This window comes from Pseudomonas sp. (genome assembly GCF_030698175.1).
Classification (GTDB): Bacteria; Pseudomonadota; Gammaproteobacteria; order Pseudomonadales; family Pseudomonadaceae; genus Aquipseudomonas.
This window is the reverse complement of the sequence record NZ_JAUYNT010000012.1, coordinates 26928-53362: the sequence shown is the minus strand read 5'-3', so window position 1 is coordinate 53362 and position 26435 is coordinate 26928. Positions and strand designations below refer to the sequence as shown.

Sequence of the window (26435 nt, the reverse complement as noted above, 5' to 3'; positions counted from 1 at the left end):
CATGATGCCCAGCAGGCCGACGGCGATTACGTCCAGGGTAGTGAGGCCGCGATGCACCAGCACCTTGTCCATCACCACCTGAAAGAACAGCGGAGTCAACAGCGCGAAGATCTGCAGCACGAAGGACACCAGCAGCACTTCACCCAGCAGCTTGCGGTATTTGACGATGGCCGGGATAAACCAGGTGAAGTCGAACTTGCTCAGCTCACCGGCGAGGCTGGCTTGGGAGCTGATTAGCATCAGCTCGCCGGTCCAGCGCGCTTGTAATTCCTCGAAACGCAGCACTTCTGGGCGCTGCACCAGCGGGTCATGGATCAGGGCTTTACCGTCGTCCAGGCGGGCGATGATAAAGAAGCGGCCGTCTTGGCTGGCGGCAATCGCGGGAAGTGGGGTGTGCTCCAGGCGCTCGACCTTGCTGCGCACGAACTTGGCTTTCAGGCCCAGCTGCTTAGCCGCCAGCAGTAACTCAGGCTTGGCAAACTGCCGGCCGTTGTCGAGGTGTTCGTGGGCCAGCTGCTCGGGCGAGGCGGCTACGTTATGGAAGCGCGCGAGCATGACCAGGCAGGCGAGGCCGGTGTCGGCCTCAGCTTGAATAGCCGATTCTGGGTGTTCGTCGTGCATTAGAGTCCCTTCTTCTACAGCATCCATAGCCGCTGACCGATGTTCGCCGGGTGACACTAGCCTGCGAACCTAACGGCTGAATTAAGCAAGGGGGAAGCGTCGAGAAACCGACAACATTCATGCCTGCACAAATAACGTTAAAAATACGACGCGCGATAGTAGCCAAATGACATCTCGCGATCAAGGCAATCACTCTGAAAGGTGGCGTGGCTAATGGCTTAGCCCAGGCAGACCATAGGTAGACGACAAACCCTCAAGACTGGGTGATCGCACTCATGGTCAGTAGCATGCAATTGGCTGGTCAAGTCCACTGCAAACAGCTGGTCAGATCGAATGCAAATGAGTGGTCAAGTCCATGCAAGTACGCAGTGGGTGAACAGGAGCAAAGAAAGAATGAGGGTATACAAGGACGGAAGTTCAGCCGAAGTAATAACACTTCTAAATGAATACAAGTCATATAGAAAAGAGGATGTAAAGCGCGAGGCCAAGAACGTAAGCTTTCAAAACTCAGCTCCGATAACCAGCGAAATGGCAGACGCCATGCTTGGTAGCTCGCCAGCTCGATCAGGCAGCAGCTTGCCTCTAGGCTGTGTATTTAGCCAGATCATGGATGACGAAGATTACAGGGCTTGCGGTATCACTCCTCCATAGCCCAGATAACCACGGCGCATTAACACTACGCCATTGACGCCTTCTGATTCGGCTCAGCGGTTGGTCGGTAGCCGACCATTCGCGCGACACGAACAAGAAAGCATTGGCGGCCAATACGTGCGGGGCGTACCTCGTTTCGGTCAGACAAAGCGCACGCTGACAGCATGTTGAATTGCTCCACCGTCGGTTCCAGCGTGCTCAATCCGGTCGCCGTACTTCTTCGGTGCCAGTTTGCTCGCCAGCCACTTACGCGAATCAACGCGCAGGCGTGCTCTGGCCACAAATTCACGGTCTAGCCGCGTGTTGCCATCCTTGTCGGTGAAGGTGTCGCCGCTGCTGTCATCCGCTATCTCAAGTATCTCTCCGGCCAGCAAATCGGCCTGAGCCTCGCGCGCATGCGCGTAGTGCAACCGAAACTCAGGCTTGGTCTCATCCACCAGCCATCGCAGTACGGTAGTCATGCTGGGCATTGCAGGCTGCGCACATAGTTTGCGCAGGCTCATGCCGTCCGCCAGTTTCTCGCATATGGCTGACGCTACTGCGGGGGTGTATGTGGTCGGCCTGCCTGTTTTACGCACAGCTAAGGCGGTCACCGCCTGGTTCTTGTCCGGCAACTTGCTGACTTTGTGCTTGGTTGCTTCGGGCGTATTAGTCATGTTTTGCACCTGCGGTTCTGGTTTGTTTTGCCGCTTAGTTGGCGCGGCTGAATGTTAATTTTTGTCAGGTGCGCATGGGGTTAGCTCTGGCTTGGTGCGTTTCGGCCCGGTGGAAAGCCCGCCATGCAACTTGCAGCGGCCAGATTTGTACAGGTCGCGGCGCTTGCAGGGTGTGCCGGCACGGGTCTTGGCACCACAGGTTAAGCCGCGCAACACATCAGGGTATGGCACATGCGCTGGCGGTGGATGCTGGTAGCCACGCACAGCCCATGCGGCGTGCCGGGCTGCGTGTTCTTTGTTGTATTGCCGCCAGCACTTGCGCAGCTCTGCTTGATCGTCGGCCATGCTTTAGCTCCGTTAATGTCAGGTTATGCCGATGGTGTCGGGCTTACCGCTTAATCACTCGGCTGCCGCTGCTGTCGTGTACCGTTACGTCAGGGCGTTTGATGCTGGTGGTGCCGTCGGGGTGGTGCAAGGTCGGGGTAGCACCATAGAACGGGCCATCAGGTGCGAACGGATCTGGTAGCAGGTGCTCAGGGCAGGTTTGGATGAACCCACACATGGCGACCATACATGCCTCAAACAACGGGCCTCCCGCGCCCCATTCGTCACCGTAGGCGGTCGTGCTGTCTTCCATCCGGGCAATGAATGCCAGCCCTTGCAACGTTGCTCCACCGTCGCGACGTGCCTGCTCCCGATGTACCGTATTAATGCTCAGGTGGTCACACAAGGCATCGAAGCCCAAGGCATCCGATATGCCGTCGCCGTCGTGAATGATCGTTTGCCCATAGGCCGCCAACACGTTGCGCAGGCTCTCCAAGACTTCGCCGCCGTGCTCGCTGGCTTGCAGCTCCAGATCGGCCACGGCTTGAGCTGTGAACGGGAGAAACTGTTTAAGTTTGCGAGCCTTGCGGCGCAGTGCGTGGCATTCGTCGTGAATAGCGCGCCGGTCTTTGCAGACGTGGCGCAGTACGCGGCGGGTGATGGTCAGCGAGTCGCGCTTGCTGGTGTTTGGCTTTTCGACAATGCGGGCGAGGCTGATAACTAGGGTCTGGGTCATTGGGTCGGTTCCATTGCTGTCGAGTTGTACCGCTGGCGCAAGTCGGCACCTGTTACACAGTAACGATGCTTGGGTGCGTAGCAGGCTTTGCAGGCGGATAGATGGCCGTTGAACTGGTCGCGGGCTGCAATCCATTCAGGCGGGGCCGTGGCGGCGGTGTGGATGGGGTGTTGTGGCTCGCCGTCGTGCTGGTCGACCAATTGGAGCGGTTGCTCAACATGGTCGCGCTGTCGCGCTCGATTGATCCACGCCGGGTTGCTGCGAATCAGCGCCGCCACCTCGGCAGGGTCGGCACCCGCGCACTCGGTCACGTCGTCGTCAGTCAACAAGCCCGCTTGCATCAGCTCAGCAAGCCGAACACCAAGATGGCGAGCCACACGGGCTAGCCATAGGTTGGCCGGTGCTGGTGCCGGGGTGCGCACTATCGGCAGACCGGCCCTAAACCGCTCCAGTTCGCTGCCAGTTAAACGATTGGTCAATCCGGGCATGGGTATGACTTGTGCCAGATCGTCGCCGTGGTCGCGCCTGGCGAGCCTTTCCACGCTGCGTTGATCCGTGCCGGTAGCGGCGAGTTGAATAATCTCCCCGCCAGTCATCAGCAGCAGCCATAACCACGCGCTGGCCGGTAAAGGTTCAGCGGCAGCCTCGGCCAGTAACTCGGGTTTATGGTCACGCACAAACACGCGCACAGCGTCGGTGATTCGATCAGCAGGGCTTAGGCGCAGATTGCCGCCGATAACTTCAACGGCAAGGCCAGCGCTGTGCAGATATTCCATTGCGGCCATGTTTAAAACTCCTCGAAGTCGGCAAACACGCTATAGGAACCTCGGCAAAAAGCCTTGGCCTTGCAACAGCGGGTTATTCAACGCCTCTCGCACCGTGACTTCCTGCGCCAGCATGTGCAGGCTAAAGCGGCGGTCGTAGGCTATGCCGCTGCTGAATTCGCCCACGCGGTCGCGCTCGGCTCTGCCGCTATCGAACAACTTAACCAAGCCACCAAGGGTTGCCGCTACGGTGTCGGCTTTCATGCTGTGCCCGCCAAGAATGCGCCCACCCTCATCGGTCACCCACGCGGCGGCGGCCATGCCGTTGACAAAATCCATAACGATTTTCTCGAAGGTGGTGTCTGCGTACAGCGTGCGCGGGTTGGCTGGTGGGGTTTCCTTGGCGTTGAATTCTTTCAGCGCTTTACCGCTCAAGCCGTCTTGCATGCTGCGAAACTCGGCAGCTTCGGCGGCGTAGCCATCGCGTGCGGTGCGTTCGACCTCCTCGACGGTCTTGAAGGCCAGCCGGTAGCACTCACTCTTCCTGTCGCCAGAGTCAGCCAGCGCCAACTGAAACAGCGAACACGGCATACCATCCGGGTTGTTTAGGTGGGGCGCGTTCACCCGCGTCTGTGCCAGATAAGCGGCGTTGGCCACGATACATTGCGCGGCCAGCACCTCTGGCGCGGCCACATGGTGCGCAATCGCCCGCACAGCGTCACGCATGGTCGCCGGTAGGCTGGCGGTCGGGTACGGCTTGGGCGGCGGCTCAGTCGGCAGCGCGTCCGGCGTGCGCCATTCGATAGCGGGCACTTTTACAACGGTCATCAGTGACGCATTCATTGATTAGCCTCCCGCCATTGGCGCAGGTCGTTGAAGTCGCTAAGAGTCAGCGGCGCATTGGCCGGCCAGTCGGGAAACACCAGCCCGCAACCGAGCGCGGCAGTGGCTTTGATTGCAGCAGTGCGGCCCGAATTGCCCACGGTCATGCGGTCGTCGTCACCGGCAACGATCAACACGGCGTCGGGGTGCTGGCGCTGGAGTCGCTGAGCAGCGGGTAGCAGATTTCCTGCATTCATTGCACAAGCGACTGCGGCCCCGGTTTCCTCAAAGATGGTTGCGCCGGTCGCCATGCCTTCGCACAGATACAACGGCTTGCCACTGGTGATGATGCCCAGCACCGAGCAAACCCCCTTGACCATGCCGCCGAACAGAAAGCGCTTGTCCCCGTCTGGCTTGATTCGCTGAATGTTCACCAGCAGCCCGTCACGGGTCAGCGGCACCAGCAGCACGTCACCGGCTTGGCGCAAGGCGTGCGGCCTTATCCCCTTGGCGACTAAGTACGGGTGCGCAGGATCAGCGCGTCGGGCGTCACGCCATAGACGGTGGGCATATTCAGCGGCGGACTGCTGGCGCTGGTGCTGCTCGGCTTCCCGCTGGTTACGAGCCTGCTCGATGCGCTGGCTAATCAACTGCGCTTCCACTCGGTCTACCGGCTTGCGGCTGCTCCAGGTGTGCGAGGTGCCAGCCTTCCAGCTACCGAAACAGCCAAACGCGATGCCGTCAGCGTGCAATACATACCAGCCGTTTAAGCTGCCTTGCTTGTCACTCGGCACATAAAAACGGTGAATGTCGCCGTCGGGAATAGGCATCAGATCCAGCGGCCCGAGGTGGCTCTGTAGCGCGTCGCGGAACTGGTTTACGCAATCCAAAGCAGCACCTCGATAGCGATCAACAACACCAAGTCAGCACCAGCCGGCGCAAGGGTGAACAGGTAGCGTTGGGCTGAATTTTTGGCAGCCGAGTACGCTACCCGCTGCTTGCAGGTTTGGTTATTCATGGTGATTAGCTTCCCTGTTGGGTCAGGAAAGAATCGACGGCCTCGGGAGACCAGCGCACCGAGCGGCCAAAGCGCATAGGCGCAGGAAAGCCGGGCGACTGAGACCAGCGCCACCAAGTGGTTCGGCTTACCTGATATTTAGTGCAGAGTTGCGCAGCAGTAGCGCGTGCGCCATGGATCGGCAGGTTGGGTGCGGCGCTTGCGGTGTTGCGGTCGGCAATTTGAGCCATGGTTTGGTTTTCCTTGAAATGAATGGAAAACCCGAAGGAAAACGAACTGCAATCCACTACTACCGATGAAGGGACCACTTAATCACGCTCGTCTGGTTTTTGCGTTAAACGCAAAAATTGCGTTTGCGCAATTTAAGTATCCCTAATAGCATCGCTGTTAGTGAACCAACGGTTCACGCTTGAAGCCGTCTCAAATGCTTCATACCCTCGGGGTTGTTTACTGGCTTTGCCGGTTTGCAAAAAGAGTGCTTGAACACTCTCCCGACGAAAGCCCCAATGCTGAAACATTGGGGGTTTTTTTCGCCTGCACTCCAGTGAGCCCACGGGGCACCTATCTACCACCTGTGGTTTAATCCAGTAGCACGCATAGTAACCGGGTTTCAGGTGGCTGTGGCGTGGTTAGCTGCACAGCTAATAGAACGCGGCCTAACGCTACTAACCCGTTGAAATATAGAGCATTAAAACGAAAATACCCGTGGAACATTCAGTTAAAAACAACGCTTTTTAATAAAAACCCCGTGGAACATTTTGAAAATAAATCGTGCCGTTCGTCGGATTGCACCTCAAACCATCCGGCTCGATAGCAGCACTACGTTATCGGCCCGCTCCTTGACCTCTCCCAACACCAGCGCCAGCGCGCCGTCAAACAGCTCAACAGCTCGCCGTTTCTCGGGTAGCGCGGCCTCGGGGTTGTTCCGGTAGTGCGAGGCCACTACGCCGGTTTGGCCGTGCGCTTGCAGTAGGTCAGATAGACGATCATCCACGCCGTGTTTCTGCATTAGCTGGGTACAGGTGCGGCGCAGGTCACGCGGTGAAAAGCTCGGTGTTTGTTGCTGCTCGATAACGGCGTGCTTTGAGTCAAGCCAGTCGGCCACGGCATGGGTCGGGCTGCTGATAACAATGTGCTGCTTACCATTGGTAGTCCAAGGCCATGCGAAGTCGCCATTGATAATGCGCACCTGCTCTATTATCTGAATGGCACGCGGGGTCAGTGGCACAAGATGCACACGGCTTTGTGTTTGCCCACCACGGCCCTTGCGGTGCATTAGCCGCACAGTGCCGGCCTCAAGGTTGTAATCAGCCCAAGTGGTTTCCATGATGTTCTTGATGCGCTGGCCGCCGGTCGCGATGACGAATTGGAACAGCAGCGCCATAACCGGCCCGACGCCTTCGGTGCTGTCGATGGTCTCCCAGAACGTGCGCAGCTCGGTATCTGACAAAGCACGCACAACGGGTGCCGATACCTTTTCAACCTTGACCATAGCGGCGGGGTTCAACTCCAAGCTGTAAACCTTGGCATTGGCGCGGCCCACCACGCTCTCGGCTGTCAGCCCATGATTGAAGGCGGCAACCAAAAAAGAGCGCATCCGCTCGGCTTGCACCTTGGAGCCGCGCTCCCAGATCGGATTAAGAACCGCCAAGATGTTATCGGTGCGCACGTCCCGCGCTTTCATTGCCATGATGCCGGCGTGCGGCTGCATGTTGGTCTTGAATAGCCGCTCTAGCTCTTTGACGACGCCGGGGGTGGCCTTACCGCGCCGCGCCTCGATGTAGTCCAAGAACAGATCGGCAAAGCTTCCCTTCGATGCCTCAGTCTCGGCTTGTCTCTGACGTTCGGCCCGCTCAACTACTGCAATAGCCTCTTGCTGCTCGACGTAGGCTTTCACGTCGCCGTGTTCTTTGGCTATGCGGGCGAGCCGCTGGGCTTCAGCTCGCAAAGCGGTAAGCGCCAGACCAGCATCACGCGCCGACACTTTGTAATTGCCAATACTTACCTTGCAGCGCTTGCCGTCGCGCATGTAGCGGTAGCTCGCAGCCACCACGCCAGACGGGCGACACTCAAAATAGATCGAACCAGCACCACGCCCCGGCAGGGAGTCGGTAGCAGTCGCACCGGGCTTGAGCGCCCTCAGCGTTGCGTCAGTCGTCATCTTGCTGGTGTTGGATGCGCTACCCATGCTTTACCCCTAGCCGATTATCCCAAGGCCACTTCAGGTGCCACTTCTCTTGGGATACCAGGGTATCCAGTGAAACATAGAAAAACAATGAATAGGCTACAAGCCCCGTAAATAATGGCTCACCATGAAAAAATAAAAACTAACGATACGCCGAAAAACACCAAAGCTAACCGCTTGTAATCAGTAGCTCACGAGTTCGACTCTTGGTGCCGGCACCAAACAAAAAAAAAGGCTCACCTCACGGTGGGCCTTTTTTGTTTGCAAAATCATCACTGTTTATCGGCTAGACATATCAAGCCACGACAGCGGTGAGCGGGGCGCCGCTCAGGCGTAAGCCTGGGCCGCACCCAGCGCGCTACCAACCTGATCTTTGCCTGATAGCTGCAATGGAGCACCGCCCAGACGCGCCAACGGCCAGTCGATGGCGACGTTTGCATCACTCCAGAGCAGGCAACGCTCGTGTTGCGGGGCGTAATAGTCGGTGGTTTTGTAAAGAAATTCCGCTGTCTCAGACAACACTAAAAAACCATGGGCAAAACCTTCCGGCACCCACATCTGCCGCTTGTTTTCGGCGCTCAGCAGCTCACCAACCCAATGCCCGAAGGTTGCCGAGGATTGGCGTAAATCCACGGCCACGTCAAACACCTCACCCACCACCACTCGCACCAACTTGCCTTGTGGCTGCTGCAATTGGTAATGCAGGCCGCGCAGTACACCTTTGGCCGAGCAGGAGTGATTGTCCTGGACGAAGTTAACGCGGCGACCAATCGCCACCTCAAAGCTCTGCTGATTGAAGCTCTCGTAGAAGAACCCACGCTCATCGCCGAACACTTTCGGTTCAAGCAGCACTACATCGGGAATAGCCAGGCGTGCGGCAATCATCAGTAAACCGTCTCTGTCAGAATGCGCTGAAGGTATTGGCCGTAACCGTTTTTCGCCAGCGGTGCGGCCAGGGTTTCGAGCTGTTCGGCACTGATCCAGCGCTGGCGGAAAGCGACTTCTTCCGGGCAAGCCACTTTCAGGCCTTGGCGTTTTTCCAAGGTAGCGATGAACTGGCTAGCCTCCAGCAGCGAGTCATGGGTGCCGGTGTCGAGCCAGGCGTAGCCACGGCCCATGATCTCCACCGAGAGGTTGCCTTGCTCGAGGTAAATCCGATTCAGATCGGTGATTTCCAGCTCGCCCCGTGATGAGGGCTTGATGCTCTTGGCAATATCGACGACATCGCGGTCATAAAAATACAGCCCAGTGACGGCATAGTTAGACTTTGGCTTGAGCGGTTTCTCTTCCAAGCTGACGGCCTTGCCCTGACCATTAAACTCGACCACGCCATAACGCTCGGGGTCCTGTACGTGATAGGCAAACACGCTGCCGCCCTGCTCACGCGCCATGGCGCTGCCGAGCAAGTCCTGAAAGTCATGACCGTGGTAGATGTTGTCGCCCAGCACCAAGGCGGACAGGTCGTTGCCGATGAAATCTTCGCCAATCAAAAAAGCCTGGGCCAAGCCATCCGGGGATGCTTGCACGGCGTAGTTGAGGCTCAAACCCCACTTGCTGCCATCACCGAGCAGTTGCTCGAAGCGTGGTGTGTCTTGCGGTGTAGAGATGATCAAAATGTCGCGAATACCTGCCAGCATCAAAGTGGTAAGCGGGTAATAGATCATCGGCTTGTCGTAAACCGGCAACAGCTGCTTGGAAATCGCCAGGGTGGCCGGGTGCAGGCGCGTGCCTGAGCCGCCGGCGAGAATGATGCCTTTACGTTTGATCATGCTGATTTCTCTAAAATTTCTGTGAGCATCCGTGCCACCCCTGCTTGCCAATCGGGCAAGTGCAGGGCAAAGGCATTTCGTAGTTTTTCAGTATTGAGCCGCGAGTTTAACGGGCGCTTGGCGGCAGTCGGGTAAGCGCTGGTGGCGATGGAACCGAGCTGACTCGGCGCAACCTTGAGGGTGATGCCCGCCGCCTCAGCCTGTTCGAGAACAAAGCGGGCGTAACTGTACCAGTTGGTTTCGCCGGCAGCGGCCAAATGATAGAGCCCGGCGAGTTCCGGCTGCTGCATAGCACCGCGCAGCGCATGGGCGGTGACATCGGCGAGCAGCTCAGCACCCGTTGGGGCGCCGAACTGATCGGCGATCACATTCAGGCTGTCACGCTCTTGGGCCAGACGCAGCATGGTCTTGGCGAAGTTATTACCGCGCGCGGCGTACACCCAACTGGTGCGAAAAATAAGGTGTTTACAGCCTGAGGCTTGAATCGCCTGTTCGCCGGCCAACTTACTGGCGCCATAGACGCTTAAAGGGCCGATCGCCGCAGTTTCCTGCCAAGGCGCTGCGCCACTGCCGTCAAACACATAATCGGTGGAGTAGTGCAGCAACCAGGCGCCTAGTTTATGCGCCTCCTGCGCCAGCACGGCGACGGCTTCAGCATTGATCCGCTGCGCCTGCGCAGGTTCGCTTTCGGCTTTGTCGACGGCGGTATAGGCCGCCGCGTTGACGATAACGTCTGGGGCATAGCTGCGAATGGTCGCGGCTATGCCCGGTAGGTCTTTTAGATCGCCACAGTAAGCCGTGCTTTTGGAGTCCAGCGCCAGTAACTCACCCAGCGGCGCCAAGCTACGTTGCAACTCCCAGCCAACCTGACCATTTTTACCCAGCAGCAGAATTTTCATGCAGTGCGGCCGGCGTAGTTTTTCTCCACCCAATCACGGTAACTGCCGGATTGGATATTGCTGACCCAGCCCTGGTTATCCAGATACCACTGCACGGTTTTGCGAATGCCGGTTTCGAAGGTTTCCGCCGGCTTCCAGCCCAGCTCACGCTCCAGCTTGCGCGCATCAATCGCGTAGCGACGGTCATGGCCGGGGCGGTCGGTGACATAGGCGATTTGCTGTTGATAGGGCTGACCATCAGCGCGTGGGCGCAGTTCATCCAGTAAGGCGCAAACGGTATGGACGATTTCCAGGTTGGGCTTTTCGTTCCAGCCGCCGACGTTGTAAACCTCGCCGACACGACCCGCTGCCAGCACTCGGCGGATCGCGCTGCAGTGATCTTGCACATACAGCCAATCGCGAATCTGCTGGCCGTCGCCGTACACCGGCAAGGCTTTGCCCGCCAGCGCGTTAACGATCATCAACGGGATGAGTTTCTCCGGGAAATGATGGGGGCCGTAGTTGTTCGAGCAGTTAGTGGTCAGCACCGGCAGGCCGTAGGTGTGGTGGTAGGCGCGCACCAAGTGATCGCTGGCGGCCTTGCTGGCTGAGTAGGGGCTATTGGGTTCGTATTGATGGGTTTCGCTAAACGCCGGCTCGTCTTTGCCCAGCGAGCCATAGACCTCATCGGTGGATACATGCAAAAAGCGGAAAGCTTGCTGTGCCGCAGGCTCAAGCGCCTTCCAATAAGCGCGCAGCGCTTCCAGCATGCGGAAAGTGCCGACGATATTGGTTTCGATAAAATCTTCCGGCCCATGGATCGAGCGATCGACATGGGACTCGGCGGCAAAATTGAGAATCGCCCGCGGCTGATATTCAGCCAGCAAACGCTCAATCAACGCTGAATCACCGATATCACCATGAACAAACACATGCCGCCGATCGCCATCCAGGCTGCTGAGGTTTTCCAGGTTGCCGGCGTAGGTCAGCTTGTCCAGATTGACTACCAACTCATCCGACTGAGCCAGCCAATCCAACACAAAGTTCGCCCCGATAAAGCCGGCGCCGCCGGTCACCAAAATACTCATACGCTTAAATCCCTTCGAAAATCCGTCAAAAACGCTCACTGGGTTCGAAAACTGACACGACTGATACCCCTCGCAGCCCGGCCAACCCGCTATTTCAACATGATACCGGGGTAACTCCGGCATCAGCTATTACACAGGCTAAATACAGGCGCATTTAAGCCACATGGCCTAGCGGCGGCCATGTGGCACTAGTACAGCCCATTACTGCCTATGTGCAAAAGCGCACCGACACAGCAGCGCAACAATGCTTCTTTAACCTCGCGAGTAACCCGTTGACAGCCGCCTAGGCCCATGAGTTGACCTGCATCAACGAGGCCAGCGAGGTTCAAGCGCCTACTGCTACCTGACCAATTGATCAAGGGAGATTGCCATGACGGACTCGACACAAAAACTCAAACTGGGGGCGCTGATTGCCCTGGTGGTTGGTTCCATGGTCGGTGGCGGGATTTTCTCCTTGCCGCAAAACATGGCGGCCAGTGCGGGAGCCGGGGCGATTCTGATCGGCTGGGCAATCACCGCCGTCGGCATGCTGACTTTGGCCTTCGTATTTCAAACCCTGGCCAACCGTAAACCTGAACTGGACGCCGGCGTGTATGCCTACGCCAAGGCCGGTTTCGGCGACTACATGGGTTTCTCTTCGGCCTGGGGTTACTGGATCAGTGCCTGGCTAGGTAACGTCAGTTACTTCGTGCTGCTGTTCAGTACCCTCGGTTACTTCTTCCCGATTTTTGGTGAGGGCAACACCGTTGCGGCGGTGATCGGTGCCTCCGTGGTGCTGTGGGGCGTGCACTTTCTGGTGCTGCGCGGCATTCATGAAGCGGCCTTTATCAACTTGGTGACCACCGTCGCCAAGATGGTGCCGCTGCTGATGTTTATCGTCATCGCCGCCATTGCCTTCAAGCTCGACGTGTTCACCTCGGACTTCTGGGGCAAGGGCAATATCGAGCTGGGCAGTGTGATGGACCAGGTGCGCAACATGATGCTGGTCACCGTCTGGGTGTTTATCGGTATCGAAGGCGCCAGCGTCTATTCGGCCCGCGCCGCCAAACGTTCAGACGTCGGCAAGGCCACGGTCATCGGCTTTGTCGGGGTGCTGGCCCTGCTGGTAATGGTCAACGTGCTGTCCTTGGGAATCATGAGCCAAGCGGAACTGGTCGGCCTGAAAAACCCCTCCATGGCTGGCGTGCTTGAGCATGTGGTCGGGCATTGGGGCGCGGTGCTGATCAGCATTGGCCTGGTGGTTTCGCTGGCGGGTGCCTTGCTGTCCTGGACCCTGCTGTGCGCCGAGATTCTGTTTGCCGGCGCCCGCGATCACACCATGCCGAACTTCCTCAAGAAGGAGAACGTCAACAAGGTACCGGTCAACGCGCTCTGGCTGTCCAACGGCCTGATTCAAGTGTTCTTGATCGTCACCCTGTTCAGCAGCTCGACTTACCTGAGCCTGCTGTACCTGGCCACCTCGATGATTCTGGTGCCCTACTTCTGGTCAGCGGCTTATGCCTTGCTGATCGGTGTACGCGGCGAGTCTTACGAGCAGGACGCCAGCGGCCGTGGCAAAGACTTGCTGATCGCCACCATCGCCGTGATCTACAGCGTCTGGCTGATCTACGCCGGCGGCATCCAATACCTGCTGCTGTCCGCCTTGCTCTATGCGCCGGGGGCGATTCTGTTCGCCAAAGCCAAGCGCGAACAAGGCCAAGCGATTTTTACCTCGATTGAAAAGCTGATTTTCGCCGGCGTGGTCATAGGCGCACTGATTGCCGCCTATGGCTTGTACGACGGGTTTTTGAGCCTCTGATTGGCACCTCTAAATTCGCAAATAAGGAGCAATTTGCATGAGCACTGAAAAAATCAAACTCGGCGTCCACTCCGAAGCCGGCAAACTGCACAAGGTGATGGTTTGCTCGCCAGGCTTGGCGCACTTACGCCTGACCCCGAACAATTGCGACGAGCTGCTGTTTGACGACGTCATCTGGGTCAGTCAGGCCAAGCGCGACCACTTCGACTTCGTCACCAAGATGCGCGAGCGCAATATTGAAGTGGTCGAGATGCACAACCTGCTCACCGACGTGGTGCAGATCCCCGAAGCCCTGAAGTGGATTCTGGATCGCAAGACTTCGGTCAATCAGGTCGGCGTCGGTCTGCATCACGAGCTGCGCAGCTGGCTGCAAGGCCAGGAGCCGCGCAAGTTGGCCGAGTACCTGATCGGCGGTGTGTCTGGCGCCGACCTCAGCGCCGGTGGTGGCAGTGACATGGCCAAGATGTTCAGCGAGTTTCTCGGCGAATCCAGCTTTATCCTGCCGCCGCTGCCGAACACCCAGTTCACCCGCGACAATAGTTGCTGGATCTACGGCGGCGTGGTGCTCAGCCCGATGTACTGGCCGGCGCGCCGCCAAGAAACCCTGCTGATGACGGCGATTTACAAGTTCCACCCGGACTTCGTTAACGCCGACTTCCAGGTCTGGTACGGCGACCCGGATCTCGACCACGGCGCCGCCACTTTGGAAGGGGGCGACGTGATGCCCATCGGCAACGGCGTGGTGCTGATCGGCATGGGCGAGCGCACCTCGCACCAGGCCATCGGCCAACTGGCGCAATCGCTGTTCAAAGCCGGCGCGGTACAACGGGTAATAGTCGCCGGCCTGCCCAAGTCCCGCGCCGCCATGCACCTGGACACCGTGTTCAGCTTCTGCGACCGCGACCTGGTGACCATCTTCCCATCCGTGGTCAGCCAGATTGTCGCCTTCAGCATTCGCCCGGATGAGAGCCGGCCGGGCGGCATGGACATCCGCCGCGAGCCAAAGCCCTTCCTCGACGTGGTGGCCGAATCGCTGAACCTGAAGAAGCTGCGGGTGGTGCAAACCGGCGGCGACAGCTTTGAGGCCGAGCGCGAACAGTGGGACGACGGTAACAACGTGGTCTGCCTGGAGCCCGGCGTGGTGGTTGGCTATGACCGCAACACCTACACCAACACCCTGCTGCGCAAAGCCGGAGTGGAAGTCATCACCATCAGCGCCAGCGAACTCGGCCGCGGTCGTGGCGGCGGCCATTGCATGACCTGCCCCATCATCCGGGACCCAATCGATTATTAAGTAATTCACGGCGGTCCTTATCCGGACCGCCGATCACGCCGAAGCTTATGCAGTGCCGGCGCTAAAACTTTAATTTCTCAAGAGGAAATCCATCATGGCTTTCAATATGCACAACCGTAACCTGCTCAGCCTGATGCACCACAGCACCCGTGAGCTGAAGTTTCTGCTGGACCTGTCCCGTGACCTCAAGCGGGCCAAGTACACCGGCACCGAGCAGCAACACCTGAAAGGCAAAAACATCGCGCTGAACTTCGAAAAGACCTCGACTCGCACCCGTTGCGCCTTCGAAGTGGCGGCCCATGACCAGGGCGCCAACGTTACCTATATCGACCCGAACTCCTCGCAAATCGGCCACAAAGAAAGCATGAAAGACACCGCCCGCGTGCTCGGGCGCATGTTCGATGCCATCGAGTACCGGGGCTTTGGCCAGGAGATAGTCGAGGAGCTGGCCAAATACGCTGGCGTGCCGGTATTCAACGGCCTGACCGCCGAGTTTCACCCGACCCAGATGATTGCCGACGTGCTGACCATGCGCGAGCACAGCGATAAACCCTTGCATGACATCAGCTACGCCTACCTGGGCGATGCCCGTTACAACATGGGTAACTCGCTGCTGATGATCGGCGCCAAGCTCGGCATGGACGTGCGCATCGGCGCGCCAAAAGCGCTGTGGCCAACCGATGAATTTATTGCCCAGTGCCGAGTTTTTGCCGAAGAAAGTGGCGCGCGCATCACCCTTACCGAGAGCCCCGAGGACGCGGTTAAAGGCGTCGACTTTATCCACACCGACATCTGGGTCTCCATGGGCGAGCCGGCCGCCGCGTGGGACGAACGCATTGCCCAGCTGCTGCCCTATCAAGTCAACGCAAAAATGATGAAGGCTGCCGGCAATCCACGGGTGAAATTCATGCACTGCCTGCCGGCTTTTCACAACAGCGACACCAAGGTCGGCAAGGACATCGCCGAACGCTACCCGCACCTGGCCAACGGTGTCGAAGTGACCGAGGAGGTGTTTGAGTCGCCGGCCAATATCGCCTTCGAGCAAGCGGAAAACCGCATGCACACCATCAAGGCGATTCTGGTTTCGACCCTCGCCGACCTTTAATCACCCCGCACCGTAGGGTGGGTTAGACGCGTACCAAGCTAGGTGCCAAGCAACAATCTTGGCCGCGTCGTAACCCACCAGCACCCGCGCGGTACCGGCTTAGCCGGCGGTTAAAGCCCAGTTCGCGCAACCCAACCTATAAACCTTTATGGAGCACTGAATATGCGTATCGTCGTCGCCCTTGGTGGCAACGCTCTACTGCGTCGTGGCGAGCCCATGACCGCTGAAAACCAACGCCTGAATGTGCGCATCGCCACCGAGCAGATCGCCAAAATCACCCCAGGCAACCAGATGGTGATCGCCCACGGCAATGGCCCGCAAGTCGGCCTGTTGGCCCTGCAAGCCGCCGCCTACACCTCGGTTAATCCCTATCCGCTGGATGTGCTCGGCGCCGAAACCGAAGGCATGATCGGCTACATGATCGAACAGGAGCTGGGCAACCTGCTGCCGTTTGCAGTGCCGTTCGCCACCCTGCTGACCCAGGTCGAAGTCGACCCGGCTGACCCGGCGTTCCAGCACCCCAGCAAGCCGATTGGCCCGGTGTACAGCAAAGAAGAGGCCGAGCGTTTGGCCAGCGAAAAAGGCTGGAGCATCGCCGCCGATGGCGACCAGTTCCGCCGGGTGGTCGCCAGCCCAAGACCGAAGCAGATTTTCGAACTTCGCCCGATCAAGTGGTTGCTGGACCAAGGCACTGTAGTGATTTGCGCCGGCGGCGGCGGCATTCCGACCATGTATAAAGACGGCAAATTGCAGGGCGTCGAAGCGGTGATCGACAAAGACCTGTGCACCGCGCTGCTGGCCGAACAACTGGAGGCCGACCTGCTGATTATTGCCACCGACGTCAACGCGGTGTTTATCGACTGGGGCCAGCCAACGCAACAATCCGTGCACTGCGCCCACCCCGATGAGCTGGACAAACTCGATTTTGCCGCCGGCTCCATGGGCCCGAAAGTCCAGGCCGCTTGCGAGTTCGCCCGCCACACCGGCAAGGTCGCGGTGATCGGCTCACTGGCCGACATCGAAGCCATAGTCCAGGGCAGCGCCGGCACCCGCATCAGCACGGCGCAACCCGGCATCGAGTATCGTTAAAGGGCTGCGCGCCCTGTAGCGCTAGGCTGCAAGCCAGCCCCTCAGCCCAACTCAGTCACCGCCCGCCAGGCTTGGTCGACGGCGCCGTGCAGGTAAGGGTCCCAGCCCGAGTCGGAGTTGGCGATGGTTACTTGGCCCAGCGGTTGACGCGCCAACTGCATGAGCGCCTCACCGCCATCCGCACCGTCAAACAGCGGGTTGCTGTAGTAGGAATAACCATGGGGCCAGCGATTAACGGTGATGGCCAGAATGTCGCGCTGTTGCTCGAAACCACCGGCGCCGAGCATGCGCTGCAACTGATCACGGATCGCCGCTTCGTATTGGCCAAAGCTGGTCCCATAGATCAAGCCGCGCGCCGCCCGCGCCTGGCTGCGCAGATCCGGCCCGACCCCATCGGCATGGGGCACCTGGACCATGTGCAGGCAGATCGGCTTAGCTGGGTCGCGCGGGGCCAGGTAGCCACCGAGGTCCACCGGGTAATCCAGCTTGACCTGGGCAAAGGGCATGGCCGGTGAGTAGATATCTTGCACGCCCAGTTTGACCAAACTCTGCCAGTTGCGAATGACCACATTGGCGTACACCAGTGGCAACTTGACGTTCTGACTCAGGGCTTGGGCCTGGGCAGCCGGCAGGTCGCGCAGCAGGTACGGGATCATCATGTTGTAGCAGGCCAGCACGCAGTGTTTGCCGCGCACTCGATGCAATTGACCAGCCGTGCTGTAGCCGACATCCACGCCACCATCGCGGTTTTGCACGCTAACTGCCGTGCTGTTCAGACGCAGCCGCACCGGCGCGCCGGCCACATCCAGTTTGCCGTAATCGAACTGCGCCAGGACTATATCCTCCATGCCGCTGCCCGCCGCCACCAAAGGTATCAACCCACGCACCAGCAGCCGCGCCACCGAGGCATTGCCATCCGGGAAGTGGTAGATATAAGGCTCCTCGGCGGCCTCGTCTTCCTCCGGCAAGTCCATCCCGGCAAAGCCCGGATAACCGGCGTGATAGGCATCGCTGGCCGCCATAAATTCGATGGTATAGCCGTACTCATCACTGCTGCGCTGCTGAAAGTAGGCGGTGGCGCGGGCCGATAAGCGCACATGCTTAAGCAGAAAGTCGCGGTAGCTGAGGGTGTCGAGGTACTGCAGTTTGGCGTCCGCAGTCATGTCCGGCAGATAGTCCTGCTCATCCTCATAGAGCGCCAGCAATGCCGCCCGCTCGGCCTCGCTCAGCGGGAAACGGGCGATAAAACCGGCCCAGTCCGGTTGCTCATCGTCTGGGTCCGGTTGCTCGGCCACCAGACGATCACTGCCGAAGGTCTGCTGGTCGAAGAACACCCCGCTGGTCAGCCCTAAGTCGTCATACAGGTCGGCTAAAAAGGCTTTATCGAAGCGCTCCAACTTGACGCCTAGCTGGCCGAGCAAGCGGTACACCTGGGCACTGAAATGCCGCTTGGGCGCGTCCAGCGACTCGCTGCCGCCGTAGCCCAGGACCATCCGCCCGCCGGCACTGAATTCATTGCGCTTGGCGTGACCACCGAAATCATCGTGATTATCCAGCAGCAGAATGCGCGCCGCCGGATGCTTTTCCCGATAGAACCAGGCCACCGCCAGGCCGCTGATGCCAGCCCCGACCACCACCAGGTCGTAGTCCTCCTCGACCTTGAGACCGTCGACATTAAAGACCTTCTTCTCCCAACCCAGCTGGTGCGCCACGTCAAAAGCACCGGCATGGCTGCCGCGCAAACCGCTCAGGGCCGGCGGGTAATAAGGCTCTTGCAGGGCCGCCTGCAACAACTGCCCAGGCGTCATGCCGGCGGCGATGGTGATGGCCGCACCGTTGAGAAAATCGCGCCGACTGATGCTCATATTGGTTCCTTAAATAAAGGCTACGTCCCAGTTACATGTTGCGGCCGTAGGTAACGGTAAGAATGCAAACCTGTAGGAGCGAGCTTGCTCGCGATGCTTATGCCGTTAGCCATGCCATCGGGCGTCGAGAGTGGCCGCCTGCTGAGTCACTGACTCAATCCAGATCGCCAGCAAGCTGGCTCCTACAAAGGGCTGCGCGCACCTACAACACATAACTGGGACACAGCCTAAATAAAAGCTATGTCGCCGTTACCTGCGGCCTCGGCTTGTAAGCGCTTACTGTCGCGGCTAAAGCCCCTACGAAACTGCGGCCAAGGCCCGCGCCTGTTCGCGCAACAGGTATTTTTGCACCTTGCCGGTGGAGGCTTTAAGCAGCGAGCCGAACACCACCTGGCTGGGCACCTTGAAGCGCGCCATATGCTGCTGACACCAGGCGATCACCTGCTCGGCCGTCAGCTCGGCGCCGGCGCGCGGGGTGACGAAGGCGCAGGCGCAGGCGGTGCGTTCATCAAGCATCTCCGTCGCGAGCCAAACACAGATTACGACCTTAGCAGGACGGCGTCTTGGGCACAGCCAGACCTTGCTCGAAGCGTGCAGCGGCCACTGGTTCAGCCTTGGTTCAGCCTTGGTTCAGCCAGGGTTCAGCTGTCGTTCAGGAACACCTGGTTAACCTGGCTGCAGTCCCATTCCGGGCTCCAAGAGACAGGAGAAACACCATGAACGCAGTGCATAAAATCGCTTTTGCCACCGTCATTCTCGGCGCCAGCGCCGCTGTCCAGGCCGACAATTTCGCCGGTCTGACCTGGGGCGAAACCAGCAACAATATTCGCCACTCCTCGGCCTTCCAGCAGAACCTACCCGGCTCCGACCTCGACAATGTGATCCACAACAGCGGCACCTGGGGCCTGCGCGCCGGCCAGAGCGACGCCAGCAGCCGCTACTACATGACCTACGAAAACGTCTCCGACAGCAGCTACGGTAACAGTGCCAAGATGCGCCAGGAAAACCTGCTGGGCAGCTATGACCGCTTCCTGCCGCTGGGCGACAGCACCCGCCTGTTCGGTGGCGCCAGCCTCGGCCTGACCAAGCTCAGCCAGGAGTTCAAGGGCACCAGCCGTGACAGCAATATCGGTTACGCCGCCGGCCTGCAAGCCGGTATCCTCCAGGACGTCGGTAAGAACGTCGGCCTGGAAGCCGGCTACCGCTACCTGCGCAGCAACGCCAGCGTCGAAGTCAGCCCCCATGGCGACGCCAAGCTCGGCTCCCTCGACCTGCACAGCAGCTCGCAAGCCTATCTGGGTGTTAACTACAACTTCTAAACCGCTGCCGCTCTGGCGGCACAACCACAACGGTGACCGGGCTTAACAGGCCGGCGCCGTTTATTGGGGATACGCACATGAAAATCCTGCTGGTGGAAGACGAGCAGCTGCTGCGCCATCACCTCTGCGTGCGGCTGGCGGAAAGCGGCTATGTCGTCGATGCGGTCGCCGACGCCGAAGAGGCCTTGTACAGCGCCCAGGAGTTCCACCACGAGCTGGCCATCATTGATCTCGGCCTGCCCGGCATGAGCGGCCTGGACCTGATTCGCACCTTGCGCAGCCGGGGCCAAACACTGCCGATCCTGATTCTCACCGCTCGTGGCAGTTGGCAAGACAAGGTCGAAGGCCTAGGGGCCGGCGCCGACGATTACGTGGTCAAACCGTTTCAGTTCGAGGAACTGGAGGCGCGCCTCAACGTGCTGCTGCGGCGCGCCGCCGGTTTCGTCCAGGCCGCCATCAGCAGCGGCCCACTGCGCCTGGACCTGAACCGCAAGCAGGCCTTCACCAACGAGCAACCGCTGGCGCTGACCGCCTACGAATACCGGCTGCTGGAATACCTGATGCACCATCAGCAGCAGGTGATCGCCAAGGAGCGGCTGATGGAACAGCTGTACAACGACGACGCCGAGCACGACAGCAATGTCATCGAAGTGCTGATCGGCCGACTGCGCCGCAAGCTCGACGCCGCCTGTGCCCTGCGCCCAATAGAGACGGTGCGCGGCCAGGGTTATCTGTTTACCGAGGCGTGCCGATGATTCGTTCGCTGCGCCTGCGCCTGCTGCTCGGCGCCAGCCTGCTGGTGCTGTGCAGTCTGCTGCTGATGCTGCCGGCGATGCGTGAGGCGTTCGACCGCGCGGTGGAGAACTTCGTCGCCGCACGCCTGGCCGCCGACGCCAATACCCTGATCGCCGCCGCCCAAGTGCACAACGGCCAGCTGCAGATGCCGCAACGGCTGGCCGATGACGCCTTCAACCAGCCGCAATCGCGGCTGCTCGGCTACCTCTACGACGCCGCGGACCGCCAGCTCTGGCGCTCGGCCTCGGCCAGTGACGAGCGGCCGCTGTATCAACCGCAATTCGATGGCCAACCGCACTCGCTGGCCCGCGCCCAGGACAGCGCCGGCCAGCAATACTTCGTCTACGACAGCGAGATCACCCTCAACGGCCTGGGCCTCAGCGTGGTCACCATGCAGCCCGTGGATGATTTCGAGCGCCTGCAAAGCGCCTTTATGCGCCAGCTCGGGCTGTGGCTCGGCGGTATCTTGCTGACCCTGCTGAGCCTGCTCTGGCTGGGCCTGAACTGGTTGCTGCGGCCCCTCGGCCGGCTGCGCCAGCAACTGGATGAGATCGAGGCCGGCCAGCGCGATCTGCTCGACGAAGACGTGCCTAACGAGATCCAGCGCCTGACCCACTCACTCAATCGCCTGCTCAGCCACGAACGCCTGCAGCGCGAGCGCTACCGCGACACCCTCGGCGATCTGGCCCATAGCCTGAAAACCCCGCTGACGGTGCTGCAAGGCGTCACCGACGGGCTGCGCCGCCACCCCGAGCAAAGCGAACAGGTGGCCACGATGCAGGCCCAGATCGGCCGCATGAGTCAGCAAATCGACTACCAATTGCAGCGCGCCAGCCAACGTCACGGCGCCTTGCTCGGCCATTCCGTGCCACTGCAGCCGCTGCTGCAAGCGCTGCTCGCCACCCTGGACAAGGTCTACGCCGACAAGCGCGTGCAGGCCCAGCTGCTGTTTAACCCCGACTTCTGCGTGCAGGCCGAGGACGCGGCGCTGCTGGAGCTGTTCGGCAACCTACTGGAAAACGCCTACCGCCTGTGCCTGCACCGCGTGCAGGTGAGTGCCGAGGTCGAAGGCGACTGGCTGCAGATCAACATCGATGACGATGGCCCCGGCATCCCCAAGCCGCGCCGCGCCCTGGTACTGCAACGGGGCATCCGCAGCGACAGCCGCCATCCCGGCCAAGGCATAGGCCTGGCCGTGGCGCAGGACATTCTCGAGGGCTATCAGGGCGAGCTGCAGATCGGCGATTCGGCCCTCGGCGGCGCCCGCTTCAGCCTGCGCCTGCCGCGGGCCAGCGGCAAAAGCTGACGCTCTTACCCAGTTACCTGTTAAGTGCAAAACGTAGGATGCGGTTGAGCGCAGCGATACCCATCACCGCGGATGATTGATGGCTATCGCCAAGCTCAACCCATCCGACAAGACAGAGCCAAAACTAAGGCGCGCCGCAACCCCAGAGCATCGGTCAAAGGCACGGGGCTGACCGCTGGCGTGACTCGACAGTCAGCCCCCGCGTCAGCTAGTCAATCCGAATCAAATTGAACCGCCGGCACTGGGTGTTTAATGGCTCGTGACGCTTGCTACGCCGTTTCGCGCAGCCGCCCGCCAAGGGTACCGATGCACGTCCAGGCACGTTCAAGCCTCATGCCGCCAGCCCCTGCCCAGTCATTTCAGGAGCTTTTGCGTGATGTCTCGTTTACCGGTGATTGTTGGTTTTGGTGGCTATAACGCCGCCGGTCGTAGTTCTGCGCACCACGGTTTTCGGCGCACCGTCATCGAGTCGATGGACAGTCACAGCCGCCAGGAAACCCTCGCCGGGCTGGCCGTGCTGATGAAGCTGGTCAAGGTGGTCGACGGCCAGTACCACAGCCTCGACGGCACGAGCCTGAGCTTGGCAGACATAGAACAGCGTTTTGGCCCACAGATTCTGACCGGCACCCTGGTGCGCCGCATCGAGAAAAACCATCTGGATGTGGATGCCGCGCCCTGGCAGAAGAACCTCAGCATGCTCGCCGATGCCGGCAAACCGATGGGTTTTATCACCCTGCGCAAGCAACTGCCCGAGCCCCTGCCGGCCGACTGGACAGTGGAGGAGCTGAACGACACCGAGGTGCAAGTCACCCTGTATGACGGCTGCGACTTTAAGGTCGACAGCTACCGCGAGCTGCCGGTGAAATCCGCCGGGCAGCTGCCGACCGGCTTCGAGCCCAGTGAACTGTATCGCTCGCACTTCCACCCGCGCGGCCTGCAAATGACCGTGGTCGCCGCCACCGATGCGCTGCGCTCGATCGGCCTGCCGTGGCAGAAAATCGTCGATCAGGTGGCGCCAGACGAGATCGCCGTGTACGCCAGCAGCATCATGAGTCAGCTGGATGAAAACGGCTTCGGCGGCCTGATGCAGGCCCGCCTCAAAGGTGGCCGGGTGACTGCCAAGCAGCTGGCCCTGGGCCTGAACAGCATGCCGGCGGACTTTATCAACGCCTATGTGCTGGGCAGCGTCGGCAGCACCGGCAGCATCACCGGCGCCTGTGCGAGCTTTCTGTACAACCTGCAAAAAGGCTGCGACATGATCACTAGCGGCCGCGCCCGGGTGGCCATAGTCGGCAGCAGCGAAGCGCCGATCAACCAGGAATGCATCGACGGTTACGGCGCCATGGGCGCCCTGGCCACTGAAGCCGGCCTGCGCCAGATCGAGGGCAAAGATGCGCTGGCCCAGGGCGAGGTAGACTGGCGCCGCGCCAGCCGTCCGTTCGGGCAGAACTGCGGCTTCACCCTGGCCGAGTCCAGCCAGTTTGTGGTGCTGATGGACGACGAGCTAGCCATGCAGTTGGGCGCCGATATTCACGGCGCGGTGCCTGATGTATTTATCAATGCCGACGGCTTTAAAAAATCCATCTCCGCCCCCGGCCCCGGCAATTACCTGTGCATGGCCAAGGCCGTGGCCAGCGCCATACAACTGATCGGCGAAGACGGCGTGCGCCTGCGCAGTTTCGTCCACGCCCACGGCTCCAGCACCCCGGCCAACCGGGTGACCGAATCAGAATTGCTCGACCGCGTCGCCGCCAACTTTGGTATTGCCGACTGGCCGGTAACCGCCGTTAAAGCCTACGTCGGCCACTCCCTGGCCAGCGCCAGTGCGGACCAAATGATCTCCGCCCTAGGCAGCTTCAAGTACCAGCTGATCCCCGGCATCAAAACCATCGACGCCATCGCCGACGACGTGCACCAGCAGCATCTGCGCATCGCCAAGGTGGATGTCTCGCGCGCCGAACAGCCACTGGAAGTCTGCTTTATCAACTCCAAGGGCTTTGGCGGCAACAACGCCAGCGGCGTGCTGCTGGCCCCGCAAGTGGTCGAGCGCATGCTGCGCAAACGCTACGGCCCCGAGCGCTTCGCCGCCTATCTCGCCCTGCGCGAGCAAACCCGCGCCGCCGCCCAAGCCTACGACCAGCAAGCGCTCAAAGGCCAGCTGGAGATCATCTACAACTTCGGCCAGGACCAGATCGACGACCAAGGCATCGAGATGGGCCGCGAGCAGATCAGCGTGCCCGGCTTTGCCCAGCCGCTGGTGTTTAAACGCGATGCGCGCTTTGCCGATATGTTGGATTAATCTCGGCAACCTGCCGCTTGCCTGCAACAGTCTCGGCGCTGGCGGTCAACGCCCGTCAAATACGCGTGCTCTACGGCCCTGGAAACCACCTGGGGTCTGCTCTTCTCGTCGGCTAGCGTTCTCGCCAGAGATGGTTCGCTGATGCGCCCCCTCTGGGTATTCGAGTAAAGTAAAACAGGCTCGCGCCAGTTTATCGCCGCGTGATCCTTGGCGGAGCAACCTCCTCACACAAGACCCAAGGGGTTCCATGAACAACATCTCACCCTGCTGTGGCTACTTTCAGGTTGGTTTCCTGCGGGCTGTCCGCTATCGGCTGCCGACACTTTTCTTGGGTGCGTGCCTGGTTGTCAGCGCAGGTTCCGTGGCTGGCGCACCGAAAATTCTCGGCGGCATCGAGCTGCAAAGTGAAACTCGCGGCTCGGCGACACCGATTGTGGCCGCGCAGGTCGTTTACATTGCTGATTTTTCCCTAAATGTTGTGGCAGAGACGGCAGAGGCGGCACCGGCTGGGCCGCTCGCTAGGCTGGCGCAACGCTTACCTCGATCATCCTCTGCCGCTGATAAGCAAAAGCCGGCCCAGGAGACAGTCGAGCAGATGTCTATTGCGCTTATCGAAAGCCTTGCGCAGCAAGGCTTGGCGGCGCAGCGAATCCCTGATATTGGCAAACTGCCCGGTTCTGGCTGGCTGATCCAGGGTGTATTCGTCGAGGTGGACGAGGGTAGCGGGGTTAAACGTGCGGCCATCGGCTTTGGCAGTGGCACAAGCAGCATGGAGGTACAGGCCAGTGTTAGCGACCTAACCGGGCCACAACCCCTGTACCCCTTCCTCTTAGTGGGTACGCAAAAAACCCCCAACAAAATGCCCGGCGCTATCGTGACCAAGAACCCCTATGTGGCCGCCGCCAAATTAGTCATGGGGAGGAATGCGAGCGAGAAAGACATCCGCAAGACGGCTGAGAAGATTGCCGAGGAGGTGCTCAAGTACCGTCAACGTTTGAGGCAAGGGACGTCAGAGGGAACGGCTGCGCCTTGACCGGATGGGTTAGCCTGCGCAATGACGCCAACAGGCGCCATTGCGCCTATCCAACCGCCACTGCCAACTCCCGAAAAAGAAAAAGTAGTTATAAGCAGCAAACGTTTTCGTATAAAAGCTTATAAATAAAATTGCTATGATGCCGGCCGCTAACTCATTCAAGCCATGCCTTGGCGGGCCGGAAAGAAATAATGGAAGTCGGTGTACTTGGTTTTGTTATTGCAGGTTTAGTGGTTGGCTTTATTGTCGGCATGACCGGCGTTGGTGGCGGCTCATTAATGACGCCGATTCTATTATGGTTCGGCATTAACCCCGCCACGGCAGTCGGCACCGATTTACTCTATGCGGCCATTACCAAATCCGGCGGTATTTTTGTTCATCAAAAAAACAAGAATATTGATTGGACAATTACCGGCTGGTTAACCCTCGGCAGTGTGCCGGCCGCGGCCCTAACCTTGTGGATATTGCACAATTTAAACACCGACACCCAGGCTATGAATGCCATCATCAAGCAGGCATTGGGCTTTGTCTTATTACTGACTGCGCTGGCGATTTTATTTAAACAACAGTTGCTAGCATTTGCCCATAAACATGCCGGCGATCATTACCACTTAAGCGGCACCAACTTAAACCTATTGACGGTGCTCACCGGCATATTGCTCGGCACCATGGTCACGCTCACCTCCATTGGCGCCGGCGCCTTGGGCACCGTGGTGCTGTTTATTCTCTATCCTTTTCTGGCGACTAAACGCCTGGTCGGCACTGAAATTGCGCACGCCGTGCCCCTGACTCTGGTTGCAGGTTTGGGCCATGCCAGCATGGGCAATATGGACTGGCATTTGCTGGGTTACTTATTAATGGGTTCCTTGCCGGGTATTTATATGGGCAGTCATTTATCCGGGCGAATTCCAGACCAGATACTGCGTCCGTGCCTAGCGACCATGCTGGTGTTTATTGGCTACAAGTTAGCCTTTTAATCCAAGCGACAATAACAACCCATCCGATAATTCAAGCAGCGCC

At 59.5% G+C, this 26435-nt stretch carries 26 protein-coding genes; 10 read left to right on the top strand and 16 right to left on the bottom strand.

Features of this window, described 5'->3' with window-relative positions; all coding sequences use genetic code 11:
• The 14 genes from Q8R10_RS05900 to rfbB form a co-directional block, all read right to left on the bottom strand.
• The coding region (locus Q8R10_RS05900; protein ID WP_305651914.1) for a cysteine peptidase family C39 domain-containing protein at positions 1-621 on the bottom strand (621 nt) is incomplete at its 3' end.
• Positions 622-1412: 791 nt separating this feature from the next.
• On the bottom strand, positions 1413-1928 hold the full coding sequence (locus Q8R10_RS05895; RefSeq protein WP_305651913.1) for a hypothetical protein: 516 nt from the start codon (positions 1926-1928) through the stop codon (positions 1413-1415).
• Positions 1929-1982: 54 nt separating this feature from the next.
• The gene (locus tag Q8R10_RS05890; RefSeq protein ID WP_305651911.1) at positions 1983-2273 is read right to left on the bottom strand and encodes an HGGxSTG domain-containing protein; all 291 of its coding nucleotides are present in this window, start codon (positions 2271-2273) and stop codon (positions 1983-1985) included.
• Positions 2274-2316: 43 nt separating this feature from the next.
• Positions 2317-2988, bottom strand: a complete 672-nt coding sequence (locus tag Q8R10_RS05885; RefSeq protein ID WP_305651909.1) for a hypothetical protein — start codon at positions 2986-2988, stop codon at positions 2317-2319.
• Positions 2985-3773, bottom strand: a complete 789-nt coding sequence (locus tag Q8R10_RS05880; protein ID WP_305651908.1) for a hypothetical protein — start codon at positions 3771-3773, stop codon at positions 2985-2987. The genes Q8R10_RS05885 and Q8R10_RS05880 overlap by 4 nt, the downstream gene beginning before the upstream one ends.
• A 30-nt stretch (positions 3774-3803) precedes the next feature.
• Positions 3804-4595: a DUF3987 domain-containing protein gene (locus Q8R10_RS05875; RefSeq protein ID WP_305651906.1), complete on the bottom strand. Its 792-nt coding sequence runs from the start codon at positions 4593-4595 to the stop codon at positions 3804-3806.
• Positions 4592-5464, bottom strand: a complete 873-nt coding sequence (locus tag Q8R10_RS05870; protein WP_305651905.1) for a toprim domain-containing protein — start codon at positions 5462-5464, stop codon at positions 4592-4594. The genes Q8R10_RS05875 and Q8R10_RS05870 overlap by 4 nt, the downstream gene beginning before the upstream one ends.
• Positions 5452-5592 (bottom strand): hypothetical protein, encoded by a 141-nt coding sequence (locus tag Q8R10_RS05865; protein WP_305651903.1) that lies wholly within the window; start codon positions 5590-5592, stop codon positions 5452-5454. The genes Q8R10_RS05870 and Q8R10_RS05865 overlap by 13 nt, the downstream gene beginning before the upstream one ends.
• Positions 5593-5597: 5 nt before the next feature.
• On the bottom strand, positions 5598-5822 hold the full coding sequence (locus Q8R10_RS05860; protein WP_305651901.1) for an AlpA family transcriptional regulator: 225 nt from the start codon (positions 5820-5822) through the stop codon (positions 5598-5600).
• Positions 5823-6385: 563 nt separating this feature from the next.
• The gene (locus Q8R10_RS05855; RefSeq protein ID WP_305651899.1) at positions 6386-7780 is read right to left on the bottom strand and encodes a tyrosine-type recombinase/integrase; all 1395 of its coding nucleotides are present in this window, start codon (positions 7778-7780) and stop codon (positions 6386-6388) included.
• Positions 7781-8104: 324 nt separating this feature from the next.
• Positions 8105-8662: a dTDP-4-dehydrorhamnose 3,5-epimerase gene (gene rfbC / locus Q8R10_RS05850; protein WP_305651897.1), complete on the bottom strand. Its 558-nt coding sequence runs from the start codon at positions 8660-8662 to the stop codon at positions 8105-8107.
• Positions 8662-9543 carry a glucose-1-phosphate thymidylyltransferase RfbA gene (gene rfbA, locus Q8R10_RS05845; RefSeq protein ID WP_305651917.1) on the bottom strand — a complete coding sequence of 294 codons (882 nt, stop codon included), beginning with the start codon at positions 9541-9543 and terminating at the stop codon, positions 8662-8664. Before rfbA ends, rfbC begins: the two co-directional genes overlap by 1 nt.
• The gene (gene rfbD, locus Q8R10_RS05840; RefSeq protein ID WP_305651895.1) at positions 9543-10445 is read right to left on the bottom strand and encodes a dTDP-4-dehydrorhamnose reductase; all 903 of its coding nucleotides are present in this window, start codon (positions 10443-10445) and stop codon (positions 9543-9545) included. Before rfbD ends, rfbA begins: the two co-directional genes overlap by 1 nt.
• Complete coding sequence (rfbB, locus tag Q8R10_RS05835) at positions 10442-11512, bottom strand: dTDP-glucose 4,6-dehydratase (RefSeq protein ID WP_305651893.1); 1071 nt, start codon at positions 11510-11512, stop codon at positions 10442-10444. Before rfbB ends, rfbD begins: the two co-directional genes overlap by 4 nt.
• A gap of 370 nt (positions 11513-11882) precedes the next feature.
• Between rfbB and arcD the strand changes: the two genes are divergently transcribed.
• From arcD to arcC, 4 genes are all read left to right on the top strand, one after another.
• Positions 11883-13310, top strand: a complete 1428-nt coding sequence (gene arcD, locus Q8R10_RS05830) for an arginine-ornithine antiporter (RefSeq protein ID WP_305651891.1) — start codon at positions 11883-11885, stop codon at positions 13308-13310.
• Positions 13311-13347: 37 nt separating this feature from the next.
• Positions 13348-14604, top strand: a complete 1257-nt coding sequence (arcA, locus tag Q8R10_RS05825; RefSeq protein ID WP_305651888.1) for an arginine deiminase — start codon at positions 13348-13350, stop codon at positions 14602-14604.
• A gap of 94 nt (positions 14605-14698) precedes the next feature.
• Positions 14699-15709 carry an ornithine carbamoyltransferase gene (locus tag Q8R10_RS05820; protein WP_305651886.1) on the top strand — a complete coding sequence of 337 codons (1011 nt, stop codon included), beginning with the start codon at positions 14699-14701 and terminating at the stop codon, positions 15707-15709.
• A 162-nt stretch (positions 15710-15871) separates the two neighbouring features.
• Positions 15872-16798, top strand: a complete 927-nt coding sequence (gene arcC / locus Q8R10_RS05815) for a carbamate kinase (protein ID WP_305651884.1) — start codon at positions 15872-15874, stop codon at positions 16796-16798.
• Between the two features lie 41 nt (positions 16799-16839).
• Here the strand turns inward: arcC and Q8R10_RS05810 are convergent, their stop codons facing one another.
• Both Q8R10_RS05810 and Q8R10_RS05805 read right to left on the bottom strand, forming a co-directional pair.
• Entirely contained in the window at positions 16840-18663 is a 1824-nt protein-coding gene (locus tag Q8R10_RS05810; protein WP_305651882.1) for an FAD/NAD(P)-binding protein, read from the bottom strand.
• A gap of 297 nt (positions 18664-18960) precedes the next feature.
• A complete protein-coding gene (locus Q8R10_RS05805; RefSeq protein WP_305651880.1) occupies positions 18961-19179 on the bottom strand; it encodes a hypothetical protein in 219 nt (72 codons plus the stop codon).
• Positions 19180-19379: 200 nt separating this feature from the next.
• Here Q8R10_RS05805 and Q8R10_RS05800 point away from each other — a divergent pair, with 200 nt between their 5' ends.
• The 6 genes from Q8R10_RS05800 (at position 19380) to Q8R10_RS05775 (ending at position 26392) form a co-directional block, all read left to right on the top strand.
• Positions 19380-19982 carry an outer membrane protein gene (locus Q8R10_RS05800; RefSeq protein WP_305651878.1) on the top strand — a complete coding sequence of 201 codons (603 nt, stop codon included), beginning with the start codon at positions 19380-19382 and terminating at the stop codon, positions 19980-19982.
• Between the two features lie 77 nt (positions 19983-20059).
• The gene (locus Q8R10_RS05795; RefSeq protein WP_305651876.1) at positions 20060-20737 is read left to right on the top strand and encodes a response regulator transcription factor; all 678 of its coding nucleotides are present in this window, start codon (positions 20060-20062) and stop codon (positions 20735-20737) included.
• The gene (locus Q8R10_RS05790; protein WP_305651874.1) at positions 20734-22083 is read left to right on the top strand and encodes an ATP-binding protein; all 1350 of its coding nucleotides are present in this window, start codon (positions 20734-20736) and stop codon (positions 22081-22083) included. Before Q8R10_RS05795 ends, Q8R10_RS05790 begins: the two co-directional genes overlap by 4 nt.
• Positions 22084-22459: 376 nt before the next feature.
• Positions 22460-24382: a beta-ketoacyl synthase gene (locus Q8R10_RS05785; RefSeq protein ID WP_305651916.1), complete on the top strand. Its 1923-nt coding sequence runs from the start codon at positions 22460-22462 to the stop codon at positions 24380-24382.
• A gap of 247 nt (positions 24383-24629) precedes the next feature.
• Positions 24630-25415 (top strand): DUF4410 domain-containing protein, encoded by a 786-nt coding sequence (locus tag Q8R10_RS05780; RefSeq protein ID WP_305651873.1) that lies wholly within the window; start codon positions 24630-24632, stop codon positions 25413-25415.
• Positions 25416-25606: 191 nt separating this feature from the next.
• Positions 25607-26392, top strand: coding sequence for a sulfite exporter TauE/SafE family protein (locus Q8R10_RS05775; protein WP_305651872.1), 786 nt, complete (start codon positions 25607-25609; stop codon positions 26390-26392).
• The last annotated feature ends 43 nt before the right edge of the window (positions 26393-26435 follow it).

Excerpts from the sequence above, each read along its gene's own strand:
- Q8R10_RS05895 (WP_305651913.1), bottom strand. The coding sequence starts at position 1,928 with ATGACTAATACGCCCGAAGCAACCAAGCACAAAGTCAGCAAGTTGCCG.
- Q8R10_RS05890 (WP_305651911.1), bottom strand. The coding sequence starts at position 2,273 with ATGGCCGACGATCAAGCAGAGCTGCGCAAGTGCTGGCGGCAATACAAC.
- Q8R10_RS05885 (WP_305651909.1), bottom strand. The coding sequence starts at position 2,988 with ATGACCCAGACCCTAGTTATCAGCCTCGCCCGCATTGTCGAAAAGCCA.
- Q8R10_RS05880 (WP_305651908.1), bottom strand. The coding sequence starts at position 3,773 with ATGGCCGCAATGGAATATCTGCACAGCGCTGGCCTTGCCGTTGAAGTT.
- Q8R10_RS05875 (WP_305651906.1), bottom strand. The coding sequence starts at position 4,595 with ATGAATGCGTCACTGATGACCGTTGTAAAAGTGCCCGCTATCGAATGG.
- Q8R10_RS05865 (WP_305651903.1), bottom strand. The coding sequence starts at position 5,592 with ATGAATAACCAAACCTGCAAGCAGCGGGTAGCGTACTCGGCTGCCAAA.
- Q8R10_RS05860 (WP_305651901.1), bottom strand. The coding sequence starts at position 5,822 with ATGGCTCAAATTGCCGACCGCAACACCGCAAGCGCCGCACCCAACCTG.
- Q8R10_RS05855 (WP_305651899.1), bottom strand. The coding sequence starts at position 7,780 with ATGGGTAGCGCATCCAACACCAGCAAGATGACGACTGACGCAACGCTG.
- rfbC (WP_305651897.1), bottom strand. The coding sequence starts at position 8,662 with ATGATTGCCGCACGCCTGGCTATTCCCGATGTAGTGCTGCTTGAACCG.
- rfbD (WP_305651895.1), bottom strand. The coding sequence starts at position 10,445 with ATGAAAATTCTGCTGCTGGGTAAAAATGGTCAGGTTGGCTGGGAGTTG.
- rfbB (WP_305651893.1), bottom strand. The coding sequence starts at position 11,512 with ATGAGTATTTTGGTGACCGGCGGCGCCGGCTTTATCGGGGCGAACTTT.
- arcD (WP_305651891.1), top strand. The coding sequence starts at position 11,883 with ATGACGGACTCGACACAAAAACTCAAACTGGGGGCGCTGATTGCCCTG.
- arcA (WP_305651888.1), top strand. The coding sequence starts at position 13,348 with ATGAGCACTGAAAAAATCAAACTCGGCGTCCACTCCGAAGCCGGCAAA.
- Q8R10_RS05820 (WP_305651886.1), top strand. The coding sequence starts at position 14,699 with ATGGCTTTCAATATGCACAACCGTAACCTGCTCAGCCTGATGCACCAC.
- arcC (WP_305651884.1), top strand. The coding sequence starts at position 15,872 with ATGCGTATCGTCGTCGCCCTTGGTGGCAACGCTCTACTGCGTCGTGGC.
- Q8R10_RS05810 (WP_305651882.1), bottom strand. The coding sequence starts at position 18,663 with ATGAGCATCAGTCGGCGCGATTTTCTCAACGGTGCGGCCATCACCATC.
- Q8R10_RS05805 (WP_305651880.1), bottom strand. The coding sequence starts at position 19,179 with ATGCTTGATGAACGCACCGCCTGCGCCTGCGCCTTCGTCACCCCGCGC.
- Q8R10_RS05800 (WP_305651878.1), top strand. The coding sequence starts at position 19,380 with ATGAACGCAGTGCATAAAATCGCTTTTGCCACCGTCATTCTCGGCGCC.
- Q8R10_RS05795 (WP_305651876.1), top strand. The coding sequence starts at position 20,060 with ATGAAAATCCTGCTGGTGGAAGACGAGCAGCTGCTGCGCCATCACCTC.
- Q8R10_RS05790 (WP_305651874.1), top strand. The coding sequence starts at position 20,734 with ATGATTCGTTCGCTGCGCCTGCGCCTGCTGCTCGGCGCCAGCCTGCTG.
- Q8R10_RS05785 (WP_305651916.1), top strand. The coding sequence starts at position 22,460 with ATGTCTCGTTTACCGGTGATTGTTGGTTTTGGTGGCTATAACGCCGCC.
- Q8R10_RS05780 (WP_305651873.1), top strand. The coding sequence starts at position 24,630 with ATGAACAACATCTCACCCTGCTGTGGCTACTTTCAGGTTGGTTTCCTG.
- Q8R10_RS05775 (WP_305651872.1), top strand. The coding sequence starts at position 25,607 with ATGGAAGTCGGTGTACTTGGTTTTGTTATTGCAGGTTTAGTGGTTGGC.